The 25,304-nt window shown below is 62.8% G+C and carries 20 protein-coding genes and 2 pseudogenes; 6 read left to right on the top strand and 16 right to left on the bottom strand.

What is annotated here, in order from left to right; translation table 11 throughout:
- The first annotated feature begins 124 nt into the window (after nucleotides 1–124).
- Nucleotides 125–1,561, top strand: a complete 1,437-nt coding sequence (glnA, locus tag HMPREF3067_RS00245) for a type I glutamate--ammonia ligase (RefSeq protein ID WP_070767758.1) — start codon at nucleotides 125–127, stop codon at nucleotides 1,559–1,561.
- A 279-nt stretch (nucleotides 1,562–1,840) separates the two neighbouring features.
- On the opposite strand, the gene HMPREF3067_RS00240 is transcribed toward glnA, so the two are convergent.
- The 4 genes from HMPREF3067_RS00240 to HMPREF3067_RS00230 form a co-directional block, all read right to left on the bottom strand.
- Nucleotides 1,841–2,608, bottom strand: coding sequence for an NAD-dependent deacylase (locus HMPREF3067_RS00240; protein WP_070767746.1), 768 nt, complete (start codon nucleotides 2,606–2,608; stop codon nucleotides 1,841–1,843).
- Between the two features lie 366 nt (nucleotides 2,609–2,974).
- Nucleotides 2,975–3,589, bottom strand: coding sequence for a hypothetical protein (locus HMPREF3067_RS11190; RefSeq protein ID WP_141759290.1), 615 nt, complete (start codon nucleotides 3,587–3,589; stop codon nucleotides 2,975–2,977).
- A complete protein-coding gene (locus HMPREF3067_RS00235) occupies nucleotides 3,586–4,953 on the bottom strand; it encodes an AAA family ATPase (RefSeq protein ID WP_070767757.1) in 1,368 nt (455 codons plus the stop codon). Before HMPREF3067_RS00235 ends, HMPREF3067_RS11190 begins: the two co-directional genes overlap by 4 nt.
- Nucleotides 4,954–5,028: 75 nt before the next feature.
- A protein-coding gene (locus HMPREF3067_RS00230; protein ID WP_141759289.1) for an IS3 family transposase occupies nucleotides 5,029–6,247 on the bottom strand; the annotation gives its coding sequence in 2 pieces (ribosomal slippage) (nucleotides 5,029–5,971 and nucleotides 5,970–6,247; 1,221 coding nt in all).
- A gap of 770 nt (nucleotides 6,248–7,017) precedes the next feature.
- Here HMPREF3067_RS00230 and HMPREF3067_RS00225 point away from each other — a divergent pair.
- Both HMPREF3067_RS00225 and HMPREF3067_RS00220 read left to right on the top strand, forming a co-directional pair.
- A complete protein-coding gene (locus tag HMPREF3067_RS00225) occupies nucleotides 7,018–7,242 on the top strand; it encodes a DUF2188 domain-containing protein (RefSeq protein WP_070767744.1) in 225 nt (74 codons plus the stop codon).
- A gap of 61 nt (nucleotides 7,243–7,303) precedes the next feature.
- Nucleotides 7,304–7,567, top strand: a complete 264-nt coding sequence (locus tag HMPREF3067_RS00220) for a hypothetical protein (RefSeq protein WP_070767743.1) — start codon at nucleotides 7,304–7,306, stop codon at nucleotides 7,565–7,567.
- 96 nt (nucleotides 7,568–7,663) lie between these two features.
- On the opposite strand, the pseudogene HMPREF3067_RS00215 reads toward HMPREF3067_RS00220, so the two are convergent.
- Nucleotides 7,664–8,675, bottom strand: a pseudogene (locus HMPREF3067_RS00215) (IS256 family transposase); the annotation flags it as partial.
- A gap of 72 nt (nucleotides 8,676–8,747) precedes the next feature.
- Here HMPREF3067_RS00215 and HMPREF3067_RS10865 point away from each other — a divergent pair.
- Nucleotides 8,748–9,942: pseudogene (locus tag HMPREF3067_RS10865) on the top strand (IS3 family transposase).
- Between the two features lie 158 nt (nucleotides 9,943–10,100).
- Here HMPREF3067_RS10865 and HMPREF3067_RS00210 read toward each other — a convergent pair.
- The gene (locus tag HMPREF3067_RS00210; RefSeq protein ID WP_246819176.1) at nucleotides 10,101–11,747 is read right to left on the bottom strand and encodes an ABC-F family ATP-binding cassette domain-containing protein; all 1,647 of its coding nucleotides are present in this window, start codon (nucleotides 11,745–11,747) and stop codon (nucleotides 10,101–10,103) included.
- A 302-nt stretch (nucleotides 11,748–12,049) separates the two neighbouring features.
- Nucleotides 12,050–14,821, bottom strand: coding sequence for an exonuclease domain-containing protein (locus HMPREF3067_RS00205; protein ID WP_070767742.1), 2,772 nt, complete (start codon nucleotides 14,819–14,821; stop codon nucleotides 12,050–12,052).
- A 323-nt stretch (nucleotides 14,822–15,144) separates the two neighbouring features.
- Between HMPREF3067_RS00205 and HMPREF3067_RS11300 the strand changes: the two genes are divergently transcribed.
- Nucleotides 15,145–15,291: a hypothetical protein gene (locus HMPREF3067_RS11300; RefSeq protein ID WP_168166930.1), complete on the top strand. Its 147-nt coding sequence runs from the start codon at nucleotides 15,145–15,147 to the stop codon at nucleotides 15,289–15,291.
- Here HMPREF3067_RS11300 and HMPREF3067_RS00200 read toward each other — a convergent pair.
- The 4 genes from HMPREF3067_RS00200 to thrC are packed head-to-tail and all read right to left on the bottom strand — an operon-like array spanning nucleotide 15,278 to nucleotide 18,307.
- A complete protein-coding gene (locus HMPREF3067_RS00200; protein ID WP_070767741.1) occupies nucleotides 15,278–15,808 on the bottom strand; it encodes an NUDIX hydrolase in 531 nt (176 codons plus the stop codon). The genes HMPREF3067_RS11300 and HMPREF3067_RS00200 overlap by 14 nt on opposite strands.
- 27 nt (nucleotides 15,809–15,835) lie before the next feature.
- Nucleotides 15,836–16,747, bottom strand: coding sequence for a trypsin-like serine protease (locus tag HMPREF3067_RS00195; RefSeq protein WP_141759288.1), 912 nt, complete (start codon nucleotides 16,745–16,747; stop codon nucleotides 15,836–15,838).
- Nucleotides 16,728–16,862 (bottom strand): hypothetical protein, encoded by a 135-nt coding sequence (locus HMPREF3067_RS11590; RefSeq protein ID WP_256381260.1) that lies wholly within the window; start codon nucleotides 16,860–16,862, stop codon nucleotides 16,728–16,730. Before HMPREF3067_RS11590 ends, HMPREF3067_RS00195 begins: the two co-directional genes overlap by 20 nt.
- A gap of 2 nt (nucleotides 16,863–16,864) precedes the next feature.
- A complete protein-coding gene (gene thrC, locus HMPREF3067_RS00190) occupies nucleotides 16,865–18,307 on the bottom strand; it encodes a threonine synthase (RefSeq protein WP_070767740.1) in 1,443 nt (480 codons plus the stop codon).
- Between the two features lie 130 nt (nucleotides 18,308–18,437).
- Between thrC and HMPREF3067_RS00185 the strand changes: the two genes are divergently transcribed.
- Nucleotides 18,438–19,769 (top strand): MFS transporter, encoded by a 1,332-nt coding sequence (locus HMPREF3067_RS00185; RefSeq protein ID WP_070767739.1) that lies wholly within the window; start codon nucleotides 18,438–18,440, stop codon nucleotides 19,767–19,769.
- A gap of 48 nt (nucleotides 19,770–19,817) precedes the next feature.
- Here the strand turns inward: HMPREF3067_RS00185 and HMPREF3067_RS00180 are convergent, their stop codons facing one another.
- From HMPREF3067_RS00180 to HMPREF3067_RS00160, 5 genes are all read right to left on the bottom strand, one after another.
- Nucleotides 19,818–20,573 (bottom strand): AAA family ATPase, encoded by a 756-nt coding sequence (locus tag HMPREF3067_RS00180; protein WP_070767738.1) that lies wholly within the window; start codon nucleotides 20,571–20,573, stop codon nucleotides 19,818–19,820.
- Between the two features lie 18 nt (nucleotides 20,574–20,591).
- Nucleotides 20,592–20,861: a hypothetical protein gene (locus HMPREF3067_RS00175; protein WP_070767737.1), complete on the bottom strand. Its 270-nt coding sequence runs from the start codon at nucleotides 20,859–20,861 to the stop codon at nucleotides 20,592–20,594.
- Between the two features lie 128 nt (nucleotides 20,862–20,989).
- Nucleotides 20,990–21,514 carry a hypothetical protein gene (locus HMPREF3067_RS00170; protein ID WP_070767736.1) on the bottom strand — a complete coding sequence of 175 codons (525 nt, stop codon included), beginning with the start codon at nucleotides 21,512–21,514 and terminating at the stop codon, nucleotides 20,990–20,992.
- A gap of 74 nt (nucleotides 21,515–21,588) precedes the next feature.
- On the bottom strand, nucleotides 21,589–21,912 hold the full coding sequence (locus HMPREF3067_RS00165; protein ID WP_070767735.1) for a hypothetical protein: 324 nt from the start codon (nucleotides 21,910–21,912) through the stop codon (nucleotides 21,589–21,591).
- Between the two features lie 210 nt (nucleotides 21,913–22,122).
- Nucleotides 22,123–25,296 (bottom strand): bifunctional [glutamine synthetase] adenylyltransferase/[glutamine synthetase]-adenylyl-L-tyrosine phosphorylase, encoded by a 3,174-nt coding sequence (locus HMPREF3067_RS00160; RefSeq protein ID WP_070767734.1) that lies wholly within the window; start codon nucleotides 25,294–25,296, stop codon nucleotides 22,123–22,125.
- Nucleotides 25,297–25,304 lie beyond the last annotated feature (8 nt).

Raw genomic sequence — 25,304 nt, 5'->3', positions numbered from 1 at the left:
CCCAAAATCTATCAGGTAATAGGTGATTTGTTAAAGTAGTAAGGCAATCTCTCATATGTCTCAAGGCAGCGCGTAAAATCTTTGCCTAGAGCCCATTTTTATCTCAATATTCAGGAGCATGACCATGGCTTTCGAGACCGTTCAGGACATCGTAAAGTTTATTCAGGACGAAGACGTCCGCTTTGTCGATATCCGCTTTACCGATGTCCCGGGCATCGAGCACCACTTCAGCATCCCCGCCTCCGAGTTCGACGAGGACGCCGCCGCCGAGGGTCTAGCCTTCGATGGCTCTTCCATCCGCGGGTTCACCTCCATCGACGAATCCGACATGACCCTGCTGCCGGATCCGTCCTCCGCCATGATCGACCCGTTCCGCACCGAGAAGACCCTGAACATCAAGTGCTTCGTGCACGACCCGTTCACCCTCGAGCCCTTCTCCCGCGACCCGCGCAACATCGCCCGCAAGGCCGAGGAGTACCTCAACTCCACCGGTATCGCCGACACCTGCTTCTTCGGCGCGGAGGCCGAGTTCTACATCTTCGACTCGGTGCGCTACTCCACCGACGTCCACGAGGGCTTCTTCAAGGTCGACTCCGACGAGGGCTGGTGGAACCGCAGCGCCGAAACCAACATCGACGGCACCCCGAACACCGGCTACAAGACCCGCGTGAAGGGCGGCTACTTCCCCACCGCGCCGTACGACAAAACCGGCGAAGTCCGCGACGCCATGGTCCGCAACCTGCAGGACGCCGGCTTCGACGTCGAGCGCTTCCACCACGAGGTCGGCACCGGCGGTCAGAACGAGATCAACTACCGCTTCAACTCCATGCTGCACGCGGCTGACGATGTCCAGACCTTCAAGTACATCATCAAAAACACCGCCGCGGCCTTCGGCAAGACCGCTACCTTCATGCCGAAGCCGCTGGCCGGCGACAACGGCTCCGGCATGCACGCCCACATGTCCCTGTGGAAGGACGGCACCCCGCTCTTCCACGACGAGTCCGGCTACGGCGGCCTGTCCGACACCGCCCGCTACTACATCGGCGGCATCCTGCACCACGCCGGCGCGGTTTTGGCCTTTACCAACCCGACGCTGAACTCCTACCACCGCCTGGTGCCGGGCTTCGAGGCCCCCATCAACCTAGTCTACTCGCAGCGTAACCGCTCCGCGGCCATCCGCATCCCGATTACCGGCTCCAACCCGAAGGCCAAGCGCATCGAGTTCCGCGCCCCGGACCCCTCCGGCAACCCGTACCTGGGCTTCGCCGCCATGATGCTGGCCGGCATCGACGGCGTGAAGAACCGCCTGGAGCCGCACGCCCCGGTCGACAAGGACCTCTACGAGCTCCCGCCGGAGGAGGCCGCCTCCATCCCGCAGGCCCCGACCTCCCTGGAGGCCTCCCTGGAAGCCCTACGCAACGACATGGACTTCCTGACCGAAGGCGACGTCTTCACCGAGGACCTCATCGAGTCCTACATCAAGCTCAAGGAAGACGAGGAAATCACCCCGGCCCGCCTGCGCCCGACCCCGCTCGAGTACGAAATGTACTTCGACTGCTAAGCCCTTGGGCTAGCAGGTCCGCGCGCTGGGCCCTGCGGCCGGCGCACAAGCCCCAAGCGCTCCACCGACATCCCGCATGAACCCGCCTTAAACTGGGCGCTTCATGCGGGATCTGGTTTTCCCACTCCCCAAGTCCCCTGTGCGATCCAGGAAATTTGTTGGGCCAACCCGCGACCGTACGCTGGCCTGCACACAGGCGCGCAACATGGTTCTAGGCCGCGGGCCCAGTAATTAGTCCCGGACACATCAGGACGATGCTTCTAGTTGCAGACGGTGATCCTAGGCTCCTGCAGGTGCGCTGTCACTTGTGATTCGCCCCGCGAGGATGCGCGGCAGCGCCTGTGCTGCTGTGGCGGTGACCACCACGGTGGCCAGCGGCGAGAGATCTGTGGGCTGCGGGGTGACTTCCACGATGGGGATGCCGCGAGCGTGCGCCAGTTGCGGCAGGCCGGCGGCGGGATAGACCACGCCGGAGGTTCCCACGATGAGCAGCGCGTCAGCGGTGGACATGCGGCGCTCGGCCTCCGTCCACTCATCGTTTGGCAGGACCTCGCCGAACCACACCACGCCCGGCCGCACGAGCCCGCCACACACAGGGCACTCCGGTGGCGTGATGGATTCGACAGGTGTGGCCGGGAGCGCAATGTCACCGTCATAAGGTGTCTCGCAGTCGGCGCAGCGGAAGGAAAACAAGGAGCCGTGCAGATGGACCACCCCCTCACTTCCGGCGCGCTCGTGGAGGTTGTCAATGTTTTGCGTGGTCACGGTCACGCCATGGGCGGCGGCGATGGCACGGTGCCCGGCGTTCGGCTCCGCCTGCTGCACCAGCTGGGCGCGCCACAGGTACCAGGCGAACATAGGCTCAGGGTCACTGCGCCATGCGCTGATCGAGGCCATCGCCACCGGGTCGACGTTCTCCCAGATGCCTGTCTGCGCGTCGCGGTAGGTAGCAATACCGCTGTCGGCGCTCATGCCGGCGCCGGTGAACACCTCGACGCAGGCGGCATCAGTAAGGATCGACCGTGCGCGGTCAAACAGGTTTTCCATACCCCTAGAATACGGCGATGAGCAGATAAAATGTCAGAGATACACTAGCCGGCAATGCCCCTGCACATCGGTCCCCTTAGACCGTTCCCAACAGCCTGCGGTTGCGTAGTCTGCGCCACAGATGGCGTCTGCCTGCGCAGACAGGATCTGGTTTATGCCGCTGCTCTCGGCCGTTTCCCGCGAAATGCAACCACGTAGCAGGTGCTAAACGTGGTACAGAAGATGAAGCAGACTGATGACCTCATCGATCCGAATTACCTGCACAAAAAGTTGTGTCCGGAATGCTGGCCGACTGGCTACGCCGGCTCGAGTAAGCGTCTGCGGAGCACGCCTTCCCGCAGCAGCTATGGGCGGGGGGAGCGGGGGCTAAAGATGGAGATCGCGGATGGCTTGTCTGACGCGTTCGAAGGAAGTACAGCCTTCAAGAAACGAAACGTCGGTAATCTGTTCCACCCAGCGGGACCGATCGGTGGTAAACCGATCCGGACTGGATCGCTTCCTCCGCCGACGCCCTTCCGATAATGCTGCGTGTATCTCATGTAGGCGATCTTTAGCGGCCACACCTGGAATATTGTCTTGCTTTGGCAACTTGTCCAATGGGCCCTTGAAATCAATCTTTCGTCGGTATTCTTTGTTGTGGAGCGCATGCAGCACCCACGCTTCCGTCATTTTCACCGGCACCACCGGAACCACCGCGAAAGTTGGCGCAACCTCCGCATAAGCGTCAGAAATCTCAGTTTCGCGCAATTCGTGGCCGTCGTTGTCCGCATCCCGATGCACAAACACAATGTCCGGTGTCTGTCCCTCATCACAAATGCGCCGAAGCACATCCACCGTACGCTTCGACCCCCCGTTGGCTTGCGGCAATATTTGACTGTTTGGGTTGTAACCTAGGTCGATAAGTAACGCGGTCAAAGGACTAACCAGCCCGTCATCACTTGTGCCTTCCCGCACCAATAAGCAATATAATTCTCTATTCATAACTTCCCCCTGTGCGATCGTCTCGGCGCAGCAAGTTCCTGAAAATCAACCTCCGGGAAGGCTTCCCGCAACAGCTCCGCAATGTTTTCAGTAGACAACTTGACCTTGGATGCCCGCCAAGAATCCTTCGCTACCACCGGCGTAAACACGAAGGAACCATCAACCGCGTTTAGCGAACCCAGCAACAACTCGTCAAAATCTTCGCTATGCAACGCAACAAAGGCAGGTGAGTGCGTATTCACGATAATCTGCCGCAGCGGGTTTTCAGGACCTACCCCCTCCTCGCCGCTTGCGCTCAAGTCATGCAAAAGAGCATACATAGCCTGGATCTTCAGCGGATGGATACCGTTTTCCGGTTCTTCGAAGCAGATAAGTCGGCTGCCCTGCGTATCGAGCATTAACGTTCCGAGAACCAAGAACCTCAAGGTACCGTCCGAGAGGGATCGTGCAGGTACTCTTCCAGCATTCCCCACACGAGCTTGCAGCGTGAACACTTGCCGGGCCTCATCGAAGTCAATGGTGATTTCGCGGACATCCACAAGGTCCCCGACCACATCAGCAAGTTCCCCCAGCACATCGTATTCAGGGCTTTCACCCACAAGGCGGTCCAGAGTTTTAGGAAGGTTCCCGCCCTTTGCATTGACAAAGCCAGGAGCGAGCGCTTCACTCGGAGCGCGCATCGCGCTCGGCTCTAGCGAAAGGTACATCCAAGATTCCAGCTCTCGCTGGACACCCATCACAACCGGATATTGATCCTGCTGGCCGTAGACCGACAACGTAGTGCGTGAAGGTCCCTGCCCCTTGAGGGAAACCACTGACGGCCTGCGTCCTGAGTACACTTCAATTTGCTGCTCCTCAGCAATAGTTGCAATAAACGGCTTGCCACGGCCTCCTAAGACGGCAGAATCCACAAATTTACCGCTCGCCCAACCGAGATTATCCTTGGCGTTACCCTTAGTAAGCTGCTTGAGCTCTTCTCGCACAACTACAATGCTGGGAATGTTGCGATTGTTCCCCACAGTAATTTCCCGCAACTCCAGGTCCAGTTCGTAGCGTAGGTAGGTACGTTCCAGTGAAATCGGCTTCCCTAAAGAATCCTCAAACTCCTTTTCCACGATCATCTCCGCCGCAAACTGCATCTTGCGATCCCCAGAGAAGATATCTCGCACATCCCCACCGTTGCCACGAATCTTAATCGCGGCCTCATTCAGCGTATGCGTGCCTGAAAGGGAAAGGAACTGGAGAGCATCGAAAAAGTTCGATTTTCCCACAGCGTTCGGACCAGCAATGCACGTGTACGGACCAAGGTCAATGGAGAGTTTACGCAGGTTTTTAAACCCGTTCACTTCAAAGCGGGTAAGCATGCCCCAGATCATACCCGGTAGCTCGAGGTTTTCGTAGAAGGAATCTGAAGCGTCCTGGGTTTAGTTCCGCTTCTTTTACGGCCCTGTGCTGATGGGCGCGGTGAGATAGTACTCGGTTTCGACTTCCTGTGGGGTGGCGTAGTCCAACGCCTCGTGAAGGCGTTTGGTGTTCCACCAGTGCACCCACCGCAGGGTGGCTAGCTCGACTTCGCCTACTGATGTCCACGGGCCTTGAGGATGGATAAGTTCAGCCTTGTAGAGACCATTGACTGTCTCGGCCAGCGCGTTGGCATAGGAATCGCCGACTGTGCCGACACTCGGCCGGATCTCGGCTTCGGCTAAAGCGGTGGAGTACTTCAGGGACACGTGCTGACTTCTCCGGTCACTGTGGTGTATCAGCTGGTCGCCGTGGATTCGATCGGCAGTCGTTAATGCATGTTCCAGTGCCTCCATCGGCAGCGCATCGGTGCGCATCGTAGAGCGGGTGGCAACACCGACTATTTTGCGACTGTAGACGTCAATGACAAACGCGGTGTACGCGAATCCTGACAGGGTGCGAACATAGGTAATGTCGGCGACCCAAAGTCGCCCAGGTGCTGTTGCCCGGAAGTTTCGCTGCACAAGATCCGGACGATGATCCGGCACTTTAGGGCTGATCGTGGTCACCGGGGTGCGTCCACGTCGTCGACCAGACACACCTGCAAGTTTCATCAGGCGTGCGGTTTTGTCGCTGCCGATATGAAACCCCTCACGGTTCATGGCGTGCCAAATCTTGCGGATGCCGTAGACCGAGAAGTTTTCCGCATGGACGCGCTGAATCTCTGGAATAAGCAGGCTATCGCTTAAGACCCTGGCGCTCGGGGCGCGGGTGGTGGCTTTACGGTAGCCGCGGGAGGTGATGAATCCACGGTCTGCTTGTTTCAGAACACGGCAGATGGCCTCGACTCCAAATTGCTCCTTGTACTCGTCGATATAGGAGATCATCTGGTCGTGGGTCGGTCGAGTTTCGCCGCGAAAAAGCCGAGGCAGTCTTGAGGATTCCGTTGGCTCGTTTTAGCTCGCGGTTTTCCCGGCGTAGCCGTTTGATCTCTTCTTCCATGGTTTCGCCATCTGTTGGTGCGGCCTGCTCATGGGCGGCGCTGTCGCGGTACCAGGCGCGTAACGTGTGGTGGGACACGCCAAGGAGCTCTCCGACTTCCTCGTACGCGTGCCGTGAGCAGGACTCCAGACGGACCATCTCTAGGACTTGATGGACCGCCTTCTCCTTGAATTCGGCGGAATACTTTCTGGGCATAGTGCCAATCCTTCCTTAGCAAAGGCAGGAACTAAACCCAGGACGCTTCAGTGATGAGACCGTCGAGGCAAAGCGACAGGCAGCTGAGCGTGTGATGCGGAAGTTGATTATTCACCCCGACTATGAGGACCAGTCATGGGGCTACCTCTTGCCTTCGAGTCGCAGATTAAGCAGGCCGATTCTTTAACCGCTTTGATCTCGATGTGTCACACGGAGCGGATGCCGAAACTGTAGTTCCCCGCTACGGGCACCCGGTTCGGCACCGTTACGCATTCCGGCACGGTCGCCGGCACGCCCCCGTGCCGAATACCTAAACGCCCCCGCTACGAGAATTCGTAGCGGGGGCGTTATGAATTACGTCACTATTTAGTCACAAAACTGCGCCACTAGACAAAGTTATCCACAGGGCCAAGTCTCATTCCGCTAAGCCCGTTTGCCTGATTCCAGTTACCATTTTGGCTCAAAATACGCAATTTTGACCTACTTTTACACCCCTTCCCTGTGGATACCATTTTATCCACAGGCTATCAACAAGTACATTCACAGATTTATCCACAGGGCGGGGGTGGAATCCCATCCGTGTAACTATGTCGACCATCTGTGCTAGGTTCATTCTTAGCGAGCAAAGCCCCTGCAACCGCAGGGGCGGCGCAGGGGCTTCACACGAAGAAAATTTGGCGATTCTCTCTTCGTGCGACAGTACCAGCGTTCCTTTCCGCTCGCGCCACATGGCACGCCGAATTCAGGCGTGCAGGAAGGATTGGTTTCAAATGGGAGCCAAGAATTACAACGTCTCTCCCAATGGGGACAAGTGGAAGTTCCAGCGTAAAGGCTCAAGTAAGCCCATCAAGAAGTTCGACACCCAAAAAGATGCAATCGAGTATGGGCGCCCCATCGCTCGAAACCAGAAGGCCGAATTCACAATCCATGGTCGCGACGGCCAGATCCGGTCCCGAGATAGCTACGGCGAGGACGACTTCCCTCCCCGTGGCTAGATCCACAGGGGAACATCTACAAGCGTTTTCATCCAGGCCGTGAAACGAAAGGAATCTAATCATGGCTAATTTCAAGTTCGAGCTACCAAAAAACTTTGCTCGACCCAGCACGTCCGCGGCAAACGCAGCAAACCGCAACATCAAGCGCATTGCCGAGTCGAACATGACTAGTGATTCGAAAGCTCGGAAAATTGCTCACGAGTTTGACCGCGCCTACAAAGGGACGGGGATAGAGAACTTCGGAACCGCAATTAGGCCAAAGCTCAAGGAGCTGTTGTCCAGCGGCGTCATTCCGAAGGTGAGCGACATGCAGCCACCAAGGTAGTCGGTCAAATCCGTGTGAGTGGCGTATCTGCCCTTCGGATAAAGCAAGCAGTGTGGCGGTGTCAGGGGCCGGCACGCCCCCGACACCGGGGCCGGCTCATGCGATCCCCTGATGCGTTTCGTCGGCGTCGATGATACTGGCGCTCATCATCGCCCTGGTTTTCTCCAGACTCGTCAGCGACATGGAGCGCTTCTGCTGGGGCCAGTCCTCATGCTGCTCGGCGAGCGCCGCCCCGACCAGACGTACCACGGCATCGCGGTCCGGAAAGATCCCGACGACGTCGGCGCGCCGGCGGATCTCAGGATTCAGTCGTACGGTCGGGTTATTCGACCACACCTTCGTCCACACACTCTAGGGCGTGTTCGTACATGCCAGTAGCTCATCGGAGGATTCCTCCAGGTAGTCTGCGACGTGCGGGAACTTCTGTTCACAGTAGCTGCCCACCTCCCTCGCCTGGGTCTACACCGATGCCGCATCCGGTTGCCGAAAATGGTGTGAAACATCGCCGGTAACGTCGGCCGCTGCGTTTTCGGCACGAGGCCGGAGAAGTTCTTCGCGAAATGCCTGCGGCAGCGTTGCCAGGAGGCGTGGGGGCAAGACCTCGCCGATGGCGTGCTAGATGCCCAGGTGGGCGTCGCTGGTGACTAGGTAAACCTCATTCAGGCCGCGGGCTGTGAGGTCGCGGAAGAAGTCCATCCACGACGCGACAGACTCGCTCGTGGCGAACTGCATGCCTAACAACTCCCGATACCCTTCGGCGTTGACACCGGTGGCCAGCAGGACAGAAGTCTTGACCACTCGGCCTCCTTCGCGAACCTTCATGGTCAACGTCTTGCAGGAAACATAGAGGTAGGCGCCGGTATCTAGGGGGCGGGCGCGGAAATCCTCGACCATGGCGTCGAGGTCTTCGGCCATCTCGGGGACCTTCAACTTCGACAGGTTGGTGATCCCCAGGCTGGCGACCAGGTCGTTTCTCCTGCGCGTCGACACCCCCCTTTGAGGTAGCAGGTGGCGATCACCGTCGTCAGCGCGCTCGGCCCGTGTGCGCCCAGTCGGGGAAGAAGGCGCCGTGTCGCAATTTCGGTATGGCCAACTCGATGCTACCCACGGGGCCTGACCCCTGTTTGGTGGACACCTGATATCCAGCCCAGTCGGGCTGGAAGAAAGGTAATCTACCACCATGTCCAGGTACTCCGAACAGTTCAAACGCGATGCTGTGGCTCTCTATGAAAACAATGAGGACCTCTCGCTGAACTCAGCATCAGCAGAGCTCGGTATCAACCGTGCCTCGCTGCATTCTTGGGTCAAGAAGTACGGCACCGGAAAACGTGCCCGCATTAAAGCCGTGCAGGATAAAGCCCAAGCGGCGAATGATTCCGAACGGATTCGCCAGCTAGACAAAAGAAAACGCAAAACTGCGCGAAGAACGCGACATCCTGCGCAAGGCCGCCAAATATTTTGCTTAAAGAGACTCACTGGTGATCCGCTTCCAGTTTGTCTATGACCACCGAACCGAATACTCGGTTAAGCGGATGTGCCACGTATTAAAGCTGAATCGTTCCTCGTTTTATAAATGGGCCCAGACCCGTGAAAAGCGCAGGTTAAAGATGTATTCTGACGCCGCCATTGGTGCAAGGATCACAACCATCTTCGATGATGAGCATGGTCTTTACGGGGCTAAGCGCATCGCTGCAAGCCTTAAAGCCGATACGAGCTTTGGCCCGATAAATCACAAGAAGGTCGCACGCATCATGAAAGCCATGGGACTTAAAGGTTTTACCACACGTCGCCGATGCATCACTACCAGGCGTAAGCCTGGCCACCGCGTCATGCCAGATTTACTAGGCCGCAAATTCACAGCCAACGAGCCGAACCGCGTCTATGTCGGCGATATTACCTACCTGCCGTGTAGGGGAGGCACAAACATGTATTTGGCCACAGTTATTGACACATATTCACGCAAACTTGCAGGTTATGCACTCGCAGACCACATGCGAGTCTCACTGGTCACCGATGCTCTATCCCACGCGCATGGTGTGCGTGGCAGTCTTAACGGGGCTATATTCCATTCCGATCACGGCAGTGTGTACACCTCACAAGCCTTCAGAAATTACTGTTCGTCGCTGGGTGTGCGCCAGCCCATGGGAGCGGTAGGAACGAGTGCGGATAACGCCCTAGCAGAATCATTTAACGCCACCTTAAAGCGGGAAGTACTGCGAGAGCGGAAAGTCTTTGACAATCCGATCTCCTGCCGCCAAGAAGTCTTCCGGTGGTGCATGCGCTATAACACACGCCGGCGGCACTCCTGGTGCAATCTTGTAGCTCCTGACGTCTTTGAAGCCGAGACTTCAGCTACACTGGCCAAAGCAGCATAACTAACCCCCGACGTGTCCACTTTCCGGGGGCCAGGCCCAAACACTGGCGAGACGATATGAACAATGGTGTTTACTCGGGCCGCAGGCGTGGGCATGAATTGTCCGGTTTTCATCTCTGTCTTTTAATCACTAGCGCTCCCGTGTGTGCACGCATTCCTCTACAGCCTCGGCAGTACGATTTTTTGAGAGAATCCGATCTCGGCACAAAACTCTTCGTCATGGCTGACTACAACTAACGCTCCTTGGTAAGACTGCAGCACTTCAGCTAACCAATTTACGGTCGGAATATCCAAGTTGTTTGTCGGTTCATCGAGGATCAATAGCTTTGGAGGAGGATCTCTCAAGAGCTCGTAAGCAAAAGCCACCCTAAAACGCTCGCCTCCGGACAATGCGTTGACGTGAGCGTGGACATCGTCATCGCGGAACAACAACTCAGCCAATTTATTCCGCAGCCGTTGCGGTTCAACTCGCCGGTTGGCCTCCGTGACAACCTCCCAAACGGTCTTGTCTTCTGGGAGGGATATTGCCTGAGGCAAATAGCCAAATTCCCCCAACACATAATCAACGCTATAACGTCCGGCAAGCTTCGGCTCTTGACCTACGATGCTCCGGAGAAGAGTAGTCTTACCAGCTCCATTAGCACCTGCGATGCGCAGCTTCTCCGGCCCCGTGATCGTCACCATGGCCGGGCAGGTCTCAGTAGCCAACGCTGGATCGTTTAGACTGAGTTGCAATACTTTCGTCCCATAAGCTAGGACAGTATCCTCGAGGTCAATATAGACCTTTTCTTCCTCTCTCAGGTGCAACTGCGCCTTTTGCACGTTTCGCCTCGAACGTTCCAGCGCCTGCTTCTGCCCCGCTTTTCGCTTCGCAGACTTCTTTTCGTGACGATTTTTGTCATTTCCCAGCGCCATTCCAGGTTTCCGTTTACTCTTCGAGAACTGCCGGCCACGGCGGGCGTCCCGTGCAAGGCGGGTCTGTAAAGCCTGTTGCTCCCGTATCTGTCGCCGCTCTTCTTGACGCGCATCCTTGAGGTCGTGAGCAGCATGCTCTTGCTCCTGCCGAACAACCTCTTGATACGCCTCGTAGTTTCCCTCAAAAACTCGCAACTGTCCGTCGTAAAGCTCTGCTATTCGATCGACGGAATGGAGGAGTTGCCGGTCATGACTCGCAACCAATGCGGAAACATTGGCGGTTTGAAGCATAGCCATGAGTCGTTTACGTGCACCCGTGTCTAAATTGTTCGTAGGCTCATCCAACAAGAGATAGTCGGGGCCACCAAGCAATACAGCGCACAGAGCAATCTGCATTGTTTCACCCCCAGACAAAGAAGTAACCGGTCGTCGAAAAAACTCCAATGGCGACGTCCCTTCCCCGTCGTCCGAATCCAATAAATAACTCAAACCATAGCGAGAAAGCTCCGCTAGGATCTGCTCCGGCACATCCCAATCATCCCCGACGCGCTCGAACAGAGCTTCATCATAAGCTCCGGATTCCAACGCACTCAGTGCATCGATTAAGTCCCTTATCCCGAACATATCCGCGATCGTTTTCGCATCAGCTATGTCCAACTTTTGCGGCAAGTACGCGACTGAGTCGGGGACTTGAAAGTTGCCCGAGGAAGCATTGAGGTTACCGTTGAGTACACGCAAGAGGCTCGTTTTGCCCGATCCGTTGGTTCCGATTAAGCCGGTCACGCCGCGGCCAAGATGGCCCGTAACATGCGAAAAACAAGGGGTCCCGTTGGACCAAGTCAACCCCAAGTCTTGAAAAGAAATTGATGATTGTGAATCAGAAAATCGCACAGGAAGATGCCCTTTCTACAAGCCGATAGCCCAGCTGAGGACACAAGCTGTGCCCTCAGCAATTGCGGAAAAGGCTTAAATCTTCACTGGCATAGCTTCCGTAGGAAATAGTTACTACCCCACTTTACAACACGCGCTGCCGGTCTGCCATCACCTTGACACTGATTTGGGCTCTTGAGGCTCGGCCGAAGGCCCTTCCTTGCGGAAGCCAACGAAGAGGAAGAAGTAGTCTAGAGGCACCATCACGAGCACGGCGGACAGCATGATGTCCGCCAATAGTCCGATGTACTGGCCCAGGGCGTTTAGGGCCGGCTGGTGCGGATGAGATCCGCCAGTTCGTCCTGACACCGGTGTCCGAAAATGGCCACGGAACGCCGCACCGGCACGTCCGGGCGGCACCCCAGGGCGGAGTTGATGACGGCCATCTTGTCCTGATGACCGCCGCCGACAGGCGCCAGCCCCATCGCGTTTAGCACCTCGTCAAGGCCTTCCAGCCCCGCCCGGCGCGGCTCGGCCGGGGTTACCTCGAAGCCGTCGCCAAGCCGCAGCCACACGCGCTGCCCGGGCTCGGCGCCCAGCTCCTCGAGGAAACGCCGGATGGCCGACAGGGACGCCTGCCGCAGGCGGTTTACGCGCAGGCTGACCTCGCCCAGGTGGCTAGACCACTGCTGCTCACCTCCTATGGGCACGCCGAATTCCGCGGCGATGCCGGCCGGGACGCCGAATCCAGAGCCGCGCAGGTGGTCGCTGGTCACCTCCAGCAGCAGGTGCCACGCGCCGTCGAAGTGTGCCAGCCCGCGCGATTCCTGGATGTCTGCATCCAGCATCTCCTCGCCGCTCACCTCGTCCCCGCAGCCGGCCCCGGCCAGCAACTGGCCGTCCGTTTCCCACAGGCCGAAGACGGCGCGCAGCACCTCCTCAGGGCTGCCCCCGAGTGTCGTGTGGCCGTCCCGGAACCCCGGCCACTGCTTGTCGAGTTCGGCTGCGTCCCGGATTGTCCCGAGGTTTTCGGCCAGGCGCTGCGCGGTGGCGCGTGCCAGCTCGCAATCGCTGTCGATGGCCTCCCGCAGCGCCTTTTCGATCTGTCGCACGCGCTCGCGGGACAGGCCCAGGGTCTGGCCCACCTCATCGAGAGTGGCCCCGCCGACCCAGCGGTCGCGCACGATGGCCAGTTTTCGCTTGTCCGTGCCGCACGCGGCGGCGATGTCCTCCATGCAGTCGTCCCACAAACGCTGCAGGCTGCGGGCATGATCGTAGTCCGGGTAGACCCCGGCGGGCAGCTCCAGCGGGCCGTTAAGTCCCAGCCAGGCCAACGCGCGCTCCGCGAGGCCGTTCGTGGCAACGGCGTCCTCGTCGGCGTAGACGCTGGGGGCTACCTCCGCCCCGCCCGTGGCCTCGCTTTCCGCCGCGGCGGCGGTGGCTGCTTCCGGGGTATCGAGGGCGGCGAGGACGACGGTCTCGACGAGCTTGTGGAGCTTGACCTTGCCGACGCCGGGCAGATCGCCCAGGTCGTGCACAGTGGCCTCCAGCATGACCGGGAAACGGCGCTGCCACAACGCCGAGGCCTTGCGCACCGAGGAGTTGTTGAACTCCAGCGGGGCATTCATCGCCAGTACCGGCGACAGCTCCACCAGCGGGGTGCTGGCATGGGAGCGCACCCACCCGCGGGCGATGGCGGCGGTAATCGCCTCGGCCTGGCTGCCCAGGTAGTCCAGCTGGTCCCCGAACCAGGGAAAGAGCGCATTCGCCGCCCCGCCCGGCGTTGCTGCCGGCTCCGTGGGATCCTCGGTGGCGGGCGCGGCTGGGCTAGGTGATGCCGACGGCGCCACCGCCTCATCCGCCTCTGGGGCGGGAACCGCCACGGGGACCGCCCCCAGGGCCTTGAGCAGCTGTCCGAAGGTCTTCTCGTCGACGATGGGAACGCCCAGGCTGCGCGCCTTTTTCGCCTTGCCGCTCATCGAGTCTGGGTTGGCCGAGACCACGAGCACCGAGCGCTTGGTCACACCGCCGACGTCCAGGCCGGCGGCGCGGGCGCGCGACTCCCAGGTCTCGCGGGGTAGATCCAGCGCGCCGGTGAAGGTCACCCGGTCGCCCGGGGCAAGGTGGACGCCCACGGTGGCTTCCCCGGTTACGGGGCGGGCGAGCAATTCGCCCACGAGCTCGTCCGGCAGGCCTAGCTGCGCGGCGAGTTCGTTGAGGACTTGTTGCTCGGCGGGCGTGACCACGCCGTCCAGCCAGGCCTCGACGGCAAGCTGGCGCAGGAAGTCCTCGTGGATATCGAGCACGTCCTGCAAGCCCAGGCCCGCCTCCAGGGCGGAGGCCTCCAGGGTTTTAAGCTCCGAGGCCGACAGCTTCTTATCGGCCAGTGCCGCGGCTAGGTGGCCGCGGTAGGTCTCCTCCTCCGCGCCGCCGGCCGGCGGTAGCAGCTGAGCTAGGCGCGCCAGCCAGGCCTGGGGCTCCTCGGTGGCCTTCGCGGCATCGTCGCGCGTAAGCAACGCCGCCGGTTGCGCTGCCCCGACCTGGCCGGGTGCAGCGATGACCAACCCCGCGCCCGCGGGAACGGGCACGCCGTAATCACGGACCAGGCACCGCAGCAAGGCGGCGGTGGCCTCCGCGTCCGCTAGGGCAGAGTGCGCCCGGCGGTTGGAAATGCCCACCGCGTCCAGCGCCTCGGCCAGCTTGCGCTTACCCGTTGCCTGGTGGCTCAGGGTCTGGGTGTCCACGACGCTGGATTTACTTATTGCCAGCGGGGTCCCCAGGCGCGCGAACTCGTAGCCCAGGAAGCGAACCTCGAAAGGCGCGTTGTGGGCCACCAGCACGCGGCCGCTCAGCGCCGCCGCGAACCGGCCGGCGATGTCCGCGAACCGCGGCGCCGCCACCAGATCGGAGGCGGACAGCTGGTGGACGAAGCTATTGGGGACGTCCCGGTCCGGCTGGACGAGGGTTTCGAAGGCGCCCTCGACGCGGAAGTTATGGTCCAAGAGCACGGCCCCGATTTCAATGATCCGGTCGGTCGCCCCGAAGCCGGTTGTCTCAAAGTCAACGACCGCGTATCCCGGTAAAGACACTGCCATGTTCGCACCACCTATAGTTCGTATATCCAACGGCCGGCCCTGATTGACGCCAAAGCCACCACTTTAGTATTCCACGGTCGTGCTAGGTTCGTTTCCATGTTCAACCCCCTAACCTTCGTCGCCCTGGACACCGCCGACGTGGCGGCGGTGCGGCGGGTGCTGGGTTCTTTAAAGCGGGACGGGATTTACCTCACCCGCCCGGGCTTGGTGCTGGAGACGTCCTGGCTGGGGCGAGGCGCCGGGATGTCTACGCGACGGCCTGGGAGTGGGGCGCGGACGATGCCGACCTGTTCTACGCGCTGGCCGCCCGCGGCCGGCTGCTGGTGGCCCCGGCGCGCGGGGCCGTCGACATCATCGTCTGCGGGCGCATCCACGGCCGCGAGGAGATCGACGACGGCATCGACAGCTTCGCCTTCGCGGACAGCCCCGAGCAGCTGCGGGGGCTAGTCGGGCCGCCTAGTTGCGCTTAGCGTAGCCGATCCGGGGCCGGAAGCCGGCGGGGTGCTTCATCTGCGCCACGGCGTCCGCAATCACCATGCGGTGGCGGGCGTTGAGCGACTGCGGCAACTGCGCCACGGAGAACCAGCCGACCTCGGTGTTTTCGTCGTCGGCGAGGTGCGGGACGGCATCGTCAGCCACGCTGAGCCGCAGGGTGGTGTCCATGAACAAGCACTTGTCGCCGTTGCCGTACTCCACGGGGCCGACCTGGCCAACCCCCAAGAGCGCCTCGACGCGGGCCTCAAGGCCGACTTCCTCGGCCACCTCCCGGATGGCGGTGGTGCTGATTTCCTCGCCCGGCTCAGCGATGCCGGCCACCGGGGCCCACTTATCATTGTCCGCCCGGCGGGCCAGCAACACCGTGGGCACCTCCCACAGCGGGGCGCCGTCCGGTACGCCGCGCACGATGACGGCGGTCGCGGCGGGCAGGAAGAGCTGGTCGTGGCCGATCTTTTCACGCAGGGACACAATGAAATCCGGGGTTGCCATACCCCTAGCCTACGGCACGCAGCGGCCTTAAGGGGTAGCGGCGTCGGCGCGGGCCGCCTCGCCCCACAGGCCGTCGGCCAGCCGTTGGACCTCCACCGCCGGGGTGAAGGAGACCTCCATGTCTGGGTAGTCCTCGCAGGTCGTTCCCCCATCCATGCGCTCGGTGGTGCCGGAGACCAAGCCGATGATGACGGGCCGGCCGTCGCGTAAGGCGTAGACGGGCCCGCCGGAATCGCCCGTGCGCGCACACATGCGGGCCCGCGCGGATTCGGATTCGAGCTGCTCGCCGTCGGCATTGAGCTTGCTCAGCTCCGGCAGGTGGGTGACCTCCCCGCAGGTCTTATGGGTGGATCCGCCCAGCTTGCAGGCATGTTCGGGAAGCTGCGCCAGCTGCGTGGCGACGTTGGTCTCCAAAGACTCCGCGCTGTGGAAAGGAATCTGCCCGGAGGTTCCCACCTCGTTGAGCTCGATAAACGCCACGTCCAGGTGATGGGTATCCGCGGCGTAGAAATCCGAGTAGACCACCTGGCCCACCGGCTCCGCGGGGTAGGAAAACTCGCCGTACTCGTCCGCCGCCCAGACCTGGTCGCCGACCTTGCCGCAGTGCGATGCCGTCACGGCAATGCTCCGGCCGTCGGGCAGGCTGAAGGAGTAGGCGACGGTGCACAGCTGGTAGCTGAAGTACTCCCCCGGCTGCGGCGTCTGCGCGGACAGGTGGATGGCCGCGCCCGGTGGCACGGGTGCGAACTGTGGGGTCAGGATCTCGTCCTCGCGCGGCGGGATGTCCGTCTGCTCCGCCGCCGCGCCCAGATCCGTCGCGGGCGCGGTACGCTGGCTGCTCTCCTCCAGCGGGTCTACCGCGGGCAGACTGCACGCGCTGCTAAGCCCCACGACCGCGGCGGCCGCGAGGGCCACGCGGCTAGCTTCGCGATGCACCATCGTCCGGGGTGGTCTCATCCTCTTCCTCGGCGGCCTGGGCGCGCAGGTCGCGCAGGAACTTCTCCGGATCGAATTCCGTGTGGTACTCGGGCCCAGCGAACTGTTCCTGTGCCATGGTTATACCTCCGTGGTGTCAATCGAGCGCGTGATGTAGTCCTTGACCGCGGCGGCGTCGTTCGGCAGGTCCGCCACGGTACATTCGGCATCTAGGATACCGGCAAAGCGCTCCGGCACCTCCGGTTCCCGGCCGGTGGCCTCCCGGATGGTGTCGGCGAACTTGACCGGCAGGGCCGTCTCCAGGCAGACGATCGGGGTCTCCACGCCGGCTGCCTGGGCCGCGCGGGCGGCCTTGACGCCGTCGGCGGTGTGCGGGTCGATGAGCACGCCGTAGCGCTTATCCACGTCCGCGATGGTGGCCAGCCGGTCCGCGTGCGTGGAGCTGGCGGAGGTAAAGCCGAACTTGTCCCGGGCGTCCTCTAGTAGCTCCGGGGGCACGGAGAACCCGCCCTCCTTGACCTTGGTGCCGAACCAGTCGGCCACCTGGGCGGCGTTACGGCCAGTCAGGTCGAAGACGAAGCGCTCGAAGTTGGAAGCGCGGGAGATATCCATCGACGGCGAGGAGGTCTTGAACGTCTCGGCGGCCGGGCGCGGGCGGTAGTTGCCCGTGCGGAAGAACTCGTCCAGCACGTCGTTCTCGTTGGTCGCCACCACCAGGGTGTCGATGGGCAGACCCATTTGGCGGGCGATGTGGCCGGCGCAGATGTCACCGAAGTTACCCGTCGGCACGGAAAAAGAGACCTTCTGCTGGTTGTTATCGGTCACCCGCAGCCAGCAGGAGACGTAATAGACCACCTGGGCCAGAAGCCGCGCCCAGTTGATGGAGTTGACCGCACCGATCCGGTAGTCGCGCTTGAACTGCGCGTCCGCGGAGACGGCCTTGACCACGTCCTGGCAGTCGTCGAAGACGCCGTCCAGCGCGATGTTGAAGATATTGGGGTCATCCAGCCCGAACATCTGCGCCTGCTGGAACGGGGTCATGCGCCCGGCCGGGGTCAGCATGAAGACCCGGATGCCGGGGCGGCCGCGCATGGCGTATTCCGCCGAGGATCCCGTGTCACCGGAGGTCGCGCCCAGGATGTTCAGCGTCTCTTCCCGGCGCGCCAACTCGAACTCGAAGAGCTCGCCGAGCAGCTGCATGGCCATGTCCTTAAACGCGGCCGTCGGGCCCTCCGACAGGTGGCCGATGAAAAGACCGTCGCCCAGCTCGGTGACCGGCACGATCTCCTCGGAAGCGAACTTCGGGTAGGTATAAGCACGCGCGGCGATCTGCTCCAGGTCTGCCGGGTCGATATCGTCGATATAAAGCTTCAGGACCTCGGCGGCGACCGCGGCGTAGCCTTTCTTATCGGCCAGGGCGCGCCAGCTGCTCAGCAGCTCATCATCTAGCTGCGGGTAATGCTCCGGGAGGTACAAACCGCCATCCGGGGCGAGCCCGCCTAGCAGAATGTCGGTAAATTTGGCCGGAACCTGGTCCACATCACGCGTCGAAATATAATCCACGCGGCTAAGTCTAGCGGTTAACGGTGTGCTCGGGCCCCTTTTTATCCCCCGCTTTGAGCGCGCCCACAGCCGCGGCTTCCGCGCCGGTGCCCAGTCGACAAAATTTCACTCGGTAGTAGACTAAGCGGCCATGTCGACTCCTGAGAATCACCGCCCCAACCCGCGGGAAGTCATCACCACCAAGGCGCTGTATGTCTGGGTGGCCGCGGTGCTGGTCTACATCGTGGCGATTACCGGGCGCACCTCCTTCGGCGTGGCCGGCGTCGACGCCATCGAGCGCTTCGGGGTTGATGCCTCCCGGATCGCGGTGTTTACCTCCGTGCAGGTCGGCGTCTACGCCCTGGCCCAGATCCCCACCGGCATTGCCATCGACCGCTTCGGACCCCGCAACATGCTGGTCGTCGGCGCGGTGGTCATGGGTATTGGCCAAATCATTTTGGGCTTTACCACCAACTACTGGGTGGCCATTGGCGCCCGCGTCCTCATCGGCGGCGGGGATGCAACCGCGTTCCTATCGGTCATGCGCATCCTGCCCTACTGGTTCCCGCTGCACCGCACGCCAATGCTCACTCAGGTCACCGGCTCCATGGGCCAGCTGGGCCAGTTCACCTCCGCGGTCCCCTTCCTCTGGTTGCTGGGCGCCACCGGCTGGACGGCGGCGTTCGTCAGCCTGGGCGCGGTGGGCATCATCATCGCGCTGGCCGCGGCCGTCGCGGTGGCCGATTCCCCGGAAAAGGCCGGCGTCTACGAGGAACAGGTAGTGGAGGTCAAGCCCAACTCCCAGGCGCTGTCCATCCCCCAGCGCCTGAAGTCCGTGGTGACCTCCCCGGTGGCCTGGCAAGCGTTTTTCATCCACTACTCCAACATGTTCTTTCAGATCGTCGTGGTGATGATGTGGGGCGTGCCGCTGATGACGCTGGGCATGGACCTGTCGGAGGCCTCCGCCGGCCTGGTCCTCACTATTAACTCCGTCTTCCTCGTGCTCATCGGTCCGCTGCACGGCAAGATCTCCGCGCGCACGGGCAATGCCCGCGACCTGATCGCCGTCGGCTTTTCCACGCTGCACGTGCTGTTCTGGGCGTGGTTCTTTTCCGCTTCGGAACCGCGCGGTTTGGCCGCCGCCTTAGGCTTCGCCTTCTTCATCGCCCTGTGCTGCCCGTCCGCGAACTACGGCTTCGACCTGGTCCGCGAGCACCTGGGCCGCGACGTGGTTGCCACCGCCACCGGCCTCGGCAACATGGGCGGATTTATCGCCGGCATGCTGGGCGCGCAGTCCTTCGCCTTCCTGCTGGATTCCCATTCCCAGGGCGCGGCCTACGAGTGGGGCGACTTCCGCTACGCCGCGTGGGCCATCCTGGCGGTGTGGTCAGTCGGCGTTATTGGCATTCTGGTCACCCGCTGGCTGCGCCGCGGCGAAGAAGAACCCGGCCCGCGCATCCGCATCACCCGCCTGCCGGAATAACCGCTTCCGGCGGCAGGCCGCGCGGTTTAAGCCGCGCGCCGAGTCTGGTCAGTTGTCCTCTTCGTCTAGCTCCGGGCGGGTCAGAAACTCCGCGACCGCTTCCGGGGCCTCGATGAATTCCTGGGTGGCCCGGTACGCGTCGGTGTCGCGGTAGGCCACGTCCTGCACGCCGAAGTCGTCGAACTGGAGGATCTGCGCCCCGGGTGTGCCCAGCAGGATGGGCGAGTGCGTGGCGATGAGGAACTGGGCGCCGCGCTGGACGGCCTGGTCGATTTCTGCGAGCAGCGCCATCTGGCGGATGACCGACAAGCCCGCCTCCGGCTCGTCCATGAGGTAGAGCCCGCGGCCGTCGACGTATTCGCCGAGGACGTCGAAGACGGATTCGCCGTGGGAGCGTTTCATCAGGTCCACGCCCCGGGCGAGGTTGTTGCGCCCGGCGGCCCGCGTGGCCTCGTCGCGCAGCAGCTCGAAGTGGGTCTCGTTGCGCAGGTAGTACCCGCGCAGGAGCGTCTCGTCGAAGCGCAGGGTCAGCCAGTGGGACAGCTCCGACTCCGTGTTGGTCCCCCTCACCTCTTCGGGCTGCAGCGGGCCGCCCCGCCCGCTGAAACCGGCACTCAGGGCGATAGCCTCCAGCAAGGTCGACTTGCCGGCGCCGTTTTCGCCGGCGAAGAACGTCACCGGGCTGCGAAAATCGATTTTGCCGAACTCCTGCAGGTAGCGGGTTATCGGCAGCTGCCAGACATAGGCGCTGGTGGGCCGGTGCCGGCGTTGCTCGAAAGTCCGGAACGCTACCGTTGTCAGCATCTCGAGCCACGACCTTCCCTAGTAGAGTCCGCGCAGCCGGGCAGGCAGCGCGTTTGCCATCCGTTCAGCCAGCCCAGTCTCGGCGCCGCCAGGGGGCAGCGCGCTGGCTGGGTGCAGCCCTACTCTACTGGTAAAAGGCAGGTACGTTTCGACGTTTCCGGCCTCAGCCACCACGAAGTCGTTGACCGCGGCCGCCATGGCCACGCCACCCAAGATGGGCACTCCCAGCGCGATTGCCAGCATGCCGAGCGTCTGCCAGCGCCTGCGGACGGTGTAAGAACAGGGCATAAAACGTTACCTTTCCGTTATCTTCTAGGGGAAAGAATAAGCGTCGCGTCTGTGTAGGCGGTGGCGGCTTCCTGCTATCTCGCTGCCGGTTGCCCGGCCCTGCCCCGCAGGGCCGGATGCAGCCCGCGCTACTGGTCGTCGTTGCTGGCCACTAGCGGGCCGGACTGGCCCTCGATGAGTCCCTCGTCGAAGGCCTTGAGCACCGCTTGGGCCTCGCCGTCGTTCAGGCGGCCCTCGCTAACGGCGGCGTCCATAACCGCCTCGAGCTCCTCCCGGGACTGCTCCCGGCTATCGCCTGCCTCGAAGGCCTGCTTGGGCATGGCGGCCTCCGGGATCCCTAAGGCTTCGGCCAGCTCGACCAAGCGGTAGCCCGGGCGCGGTTCCTCGTCGTCGGCGTCCTCGGGCGCGGTGGTCTCCGGCCCGGTGACCTGCGAGGCGGCATCGCCGACCGTGCGCCCCTGGTGCGTGGTGTTCAGCGGCCACATGAACCAGGCCGCCACCAGGGCGAAAATCAGGGCCAGGACGACCACGGCGCCGGTGACGACCCACTGCTGACGATGCGCGTCCGCCTGCCCGCTGACCGCCCGCGCGGCCCCGGCCGGCTCCTCTGCCCGGGTGAGCTGAGAGGGCGCGGTGGGTTCTGTGCCTGCCATGCTGGCCCCTTGCCTGAACTAATAGAAAACCGAATGAACAAATACTAGTGCTGAACTCTCGGGAATTCTAGCGCTTAGAAGTGCCCGAAGCTATCACCGCGGCGCGGCGGTTCCTGCCGGCCGCTCAAGATATCGATCACGCTGCGGATGGCCTGCTCGCCTACCGGGCCGAAGCTGGGCTTGCGCTCGTCGACGCCGCGGCCGTCCTCGTCGACCACCTGGTGGGGCGCGTCAGGACGGTTGTTCCCGGCCGGGCCCTCGACGGTGATCACGAGCTTGTCGTTGTCGACTTTCAGCTCGGTGTCCGCGCCCGCGCCGGCCGCGCGCGCCGAATCCATAAACCCGCTCAGATCGCGAAACGTCGCCGCCGAAAGATCTAAAGAAATCTGCAGTGCCATGGTGTTTTCTCCTCTACTCCTGGTCCGCTGTTTGTGGGGCTAGGTCGCTGTGCTGCCGCGTCCGCGGTGGGGCCACGTGCTGGGCCAGCCACCGTGGACGGCACATCCCAGTCTAGGAAGACGAACACGGCTTGCCTAGGAAAAAGCCGACTTTGCCAGCAAAATCAGGGCGAAATCCGGGCGACCCCCTAGGGGCATTGCTGCCGCTTGCTAGTCGTGCTCGAAGGATTCAGCCTCGCCCCAGAAAACCTCGTCGACCACCCGCCGGGCGTGCCGGGTCAGCTTCAGGTAGGCCTCCAGGAATTCCTGGTTGTCCTCCGGCGACCAGCCGGCCGCACCGGCCACCTGGGCCAGCTGCGGGCCCGGCTGCGGGAGCTGGTCCACGCGCTTGCCGCGGACCAGGACCAGGGCGTTGCGGGCATCGGTAGCCATCAGCCACGCCTCCCGCAGGCTGGAGACCTGCTCGGAGTCAAGCACCTCGCACTCCTCCAACGCGTCGAGTCCCCGCAGCGTCGACGGGTCGTGCAGCTGGGTGAATTCGTGTGCGTGCATCATGGTCAGCAGCTGGACTGTCCACTCGATGTCGGTCAGCGCGCCGCGGCCCAGCTTGGTGTGGGTGTTGCGGTCCGCCCCGCGCGGCAGGCGCTCGTTGTCCACGCGCGCCTTCATCCGCCGGATGGCGCGGATGGTGGCCTGACTCACTCCCTCGCTGGGGTACCGGAAGCGGTCGATGACCTCCAGGAACCTCTCCCCTACGTCCTTGTCGCCGGCCACGAAGGCCGCGCGCAGCAGCGCCTGCATCTCCCAGGGCTCGCCCCACTGGTCGTAGTAGCGCTCGTAGGAGGCGATGGTGCGCACCACCGCCCCGGATCGGCCCTCGGGGCGCAGTCCCAGGTCTACCTCCAGGGGCGGATCGCCCGAGGGCTTGGACAGCCGGCGGCGCATTTTGTCCACGATCCCGATCGCCCACTTGATGGCGGCGGTCTCGTCCACGCCCGGCGCGGGTTCGGCCACTATCATCACGTCCGCGTCCGAGCCGAAGCCGAGCTCCATACCTCCCAGCCGGCCCATGCCGATAACGGCGATCCGCGCCGGCGGGCGCACCGGCTGCGTGGCCGTTGCCCCGTCGGCATCGTCAGCACCTTCCGTGCCGTCGGGGTCTTCGGCGGTGTCGGCCACTGCTTCTTCCTGAGCGCGCAGCCAGGCGCGGATCTCGGCGCGCAGAGCGGCTTCCAACACCGCGTCCCAGACCAGGGACAGGTCCCGGCAGACCTGCTCGACCGGCATGAAGCTCAGCAGGTCCGCGGCGGCGATGCGGGCCAGCTCCACCCGGCGCAGGGAACGCGCCACGGCCACCGCCTTGTCCGGGTCGGCGTGCCGCTTGGTGGAGTTGACCAGGGCCTTGAAGGCCTGCTCCGGCTGGGCGTCCATGAGCTTCGGCCCGGCGGCGCCGTCGGAGAGCAGCTTGACGGTATCCGGCGCGGCGATGATGAGGTCCGCGGTGTACGGCGAGGTACCCAGGATCTTCATCAGCCGCTGGCCGACGATGCCCTCGTCCCGCAGCATCCGCAAAAACCAGGTGCGGTCAAAGGCCGCCTCCGACAGCTTGCGGTAGTTGAGCAGACCCATGTCCGGATCGGCGGTAGCAGACAGCCACTCCATCAGCGTCGGCAGCAAGATCGCCTGGATCTTGGCCTTGCGGGAGCTGCCCGCCGCCAGCGAGGTCAGGTGCTCGAAGGCACGATCCGGGTAGTTGTACCCCAGGGCGGCCAGCTGCAGCTTCGCGGCCTCGGGCGAGAGCTTGAGCTCCGCGGAACTCATGGAGACCACCGAGTGCAGCAGCGGGCGGTAGAACAGGCGCGAGTGCAGCTGCGAAATCCGGTGGCGGATGGTGCGCAGCGTCGCCGCCATCATCTGGGCGGCGGAACGCTGGCCCGTGGGCGTGAAACCTGAGATCTTGGCCAGCCACTTCCACGCGTCCGCGTCATCGTTAGGCGGCATGGTGTGGGTGCGGCGGAAACGCTCCAGCTGCAGGCGGTGCTCGAGCAGCCGCAAGAACTCATAGGCCTCGATGAGCTGGTTGCCGTCCTCGCGGCCCACGTACCCGGCGCTGACCAGGGCGGCCAAGGCATCGACGGTAGACAGCACGCGCAGGCTCTCGTCGGAGCGGCCGTGGACCAGCTGCAGCAGCTGGATGGCAAACTCCACGTCCCGCAGGCCGCCCGAGCCCAGCTTCAGCTCCCGGGCACGTAGGTCATCGGGCACGTTGTCGAGCACGCGCCTGCGCATGGCCTGCACGTCCTCCACGAAGGACTCGCGCTGGGACGCCGACCAGACCATCGGCCCGATGCGCTCCAGGTAGTCCTGGCCCAGCGGCAGGTAGCCGGTCTGCGGGCGGGCCTTGAGCAGCGCCTGGAACTCCCAGGTGTGCGCCCAGCGCTGGTAGTACTTCACGTGCGAGTCCAGCGTACGCACCAGGGCCCCGGACTTGCCCTCCGGGCGGAGGTTCGCGTCCACCTCGAAAAAGCACTTGGTGCCGATCTGGATGAACTTCGAGGCCACCCGCGTGGCCTTGCTCAGCCTGGCGTCGCCGTCCTCGCTCAAGGGCTCGGCCACGAAGATGACGTCGACGTCGGAGATGTAATTAAGCTCCCCGGCCCCGCACTTGCCCATCGCGATGACGGCCAGCTGGCTATCCAGCGGCTCCTCGCCGTAGACCGTTACTGTGGCCACCGCCAGCGCCGCGGTCAGCCCCGCATCCGCCAGCGCCGTGGTCAGCCGGGTGACCGTGGAGTATTCGATGCGCGGCTGCGGGCGGGATTGCCCCTTGCGCGAATAGAACGTGCCCGCTAGGTCGTGGCTGGCCACGCGCATCATCAGCGTCCGGTACGTCGACTTCAGCGCCCGCGCGGCGTCCTGGCCCGTCGTGCCCGCAACGTAGCTGCCCGGGGTGGTCAGCTGCGCACTCGCCGTGTCCGGCCGGTCGAGTTCGGTCACAAACTGCGCGGGGCGGGCATCCACCGCGCCCAAAAGCTGCGCGAGCATCTCCTCCGGCTCCGGCAAGGGCTCGGCCAGCTGGCGCCACAGTTCCGGCTCGGCGGCCAGGTGATCCCCCAGCGCCGTCGATGCCCCCAGCAGCGCCAGCAGCCGGACCCGCAGCGCCTCGTTCGCGCGCATCTGCTGGTCCAGCTCACGACCGGAATCATCCAGGCCCTGATAAAGGCGCATCACTGTGTTCAGCGCCAGATCTGGGTCCCCGGCCGCGGCCAGGCACCAGAGCAGCTCGGTGGATTCGGCGTTGCTCCAGCCCAACCACTCCAGGTCGGCAGCCGCGTTCGCCCGCGTCAGCCCCAGGGTGGCCGGGGAAGGTACCGTCGCGCGCACAGTCAATT

The sequence above is a fragment of the Corynebacterium sp. HMSC04H06 genome, assembly GCF_001815935.1.
Lineage (GTDB): Bacteria > Actinomycetota > Actinomycetes > Mycobacteriales > Mycobacteriaceae > Corynebacterium.
The sequence above is the reverse complement of the archived record's forward strand: the minus strand, read 5'-3'. Positions and strand labels throughout refer to the sequence as shown.

Bases quoted from the DNA above. Each gene is read 5' to 3' on its own strand.
- HMPREF3067_RS00170 (WP_070767736.1), bottom strand. From the start codon at position 21,514: ATGGCAGGCACAGAACCCACCGCGCCCTCTCAGCTCACCCGGGCAGAG.
- HMPREF3067_RS00240 (WP_070767746.1), bottom strand. From the start codon at position 2,608: ATGGAAAACCTGTTTGACCGCGCACGGTCGATCCTTACTGATGCCGCC.
- HMPREF3067_RS00220 (WP_070767743.1), top strand. From the start codon at position 7,304: ATGGCTAATTTCAAGTTCGAGCTACCAAAAAACTTTGCTCGACCCAGC.
- HMPREF3067_RS00180 (WP_070767738.1), bottom strand. From the start codon at position 20,573: ATGCTGACAACGGTAGCGTTCCGGACTTTCGAGCAACGCCGGCACCGG.
- HMPREF3067_RS11190 (WP_141759290.1), bottom strand. From the start codon at position 3,589: ATGAATAGAGAATTATATTGCTTATTGGTGCGGGAAGGCACAAGTGAT.
- glnA (WP_070767758.1), top strand. From the start codon at position 125: ATGGCTTTCGAGACCGTTCAGGACATCGTAAAGTTTATTCAGGACGAA.
- HMPREF3067_RS11590 (WP_256381260.1), bottom strand. From the start codon at position 16,862: ATGGCACAGGAACAGTTCGCTGGGCCCGAGTACCACACGGAATTCGAT.
- HMPREF3067_RS00200 (WP_070767741.1), bottom strand. From the start codon at position 15,808: ATGGCAACCCCGGATTTCATTGTGTCCCTGCGTGAAAAGATCGGCCAC.
- HMPREF3067_RS00185 (WP_070767739.1), top strand. From the start codon at position 18,438: ATGTCGACTCCTGAGAATCACCGCCCCAACCCGCGGGAAGTCATCACC.
- HMPREF3067_RS00225 (WP_070767744.1), top strand. From the start codon at position 7,018: ATGGGAGCCAAGAATTACAACGTCTCTCCCAATGGGGACAAGTGGAAG.
- HMPREF3067_RS00175 (WP_070767737.1), bottom strand. From the start codon at position 20,861: ATGCCCTGTTCTTACACCGTCCGCAGGCGCTGGCAGACGCTCGGCATG.
- HMPREF3067_RS00165 (WP_070767735.1), bottom strand. From the start codon at position 21,912: ATGGCACTGCAGATTTCTTTAGATCTTTCGGCGGCGACGTTTCGCGAT.
- HMPREF3067_RS00205 (WP_070767742.1), bottom strand. From the start codon at position 14,821: ATGGCAGTGTCTTTACCGGGATACGCGGTCGTTGACTTTGAGACAACC.
- HMPREF3067_RS00235 (WP_070767757.1), bottom strand. From the start codon at position 4,953: ATGCTTACCCGCTTTGAAGTGAACGGGTTTAAAAACCTGCGTAAACTC.
- HMPREF3067_RS00195 (WP_141759288.1), bottom strand. From the start codon at position 16,747: ATGGTGCATCGCGAAGCTAGCCGCGTGGCCCTCGCGGCCGCCGCGGTC.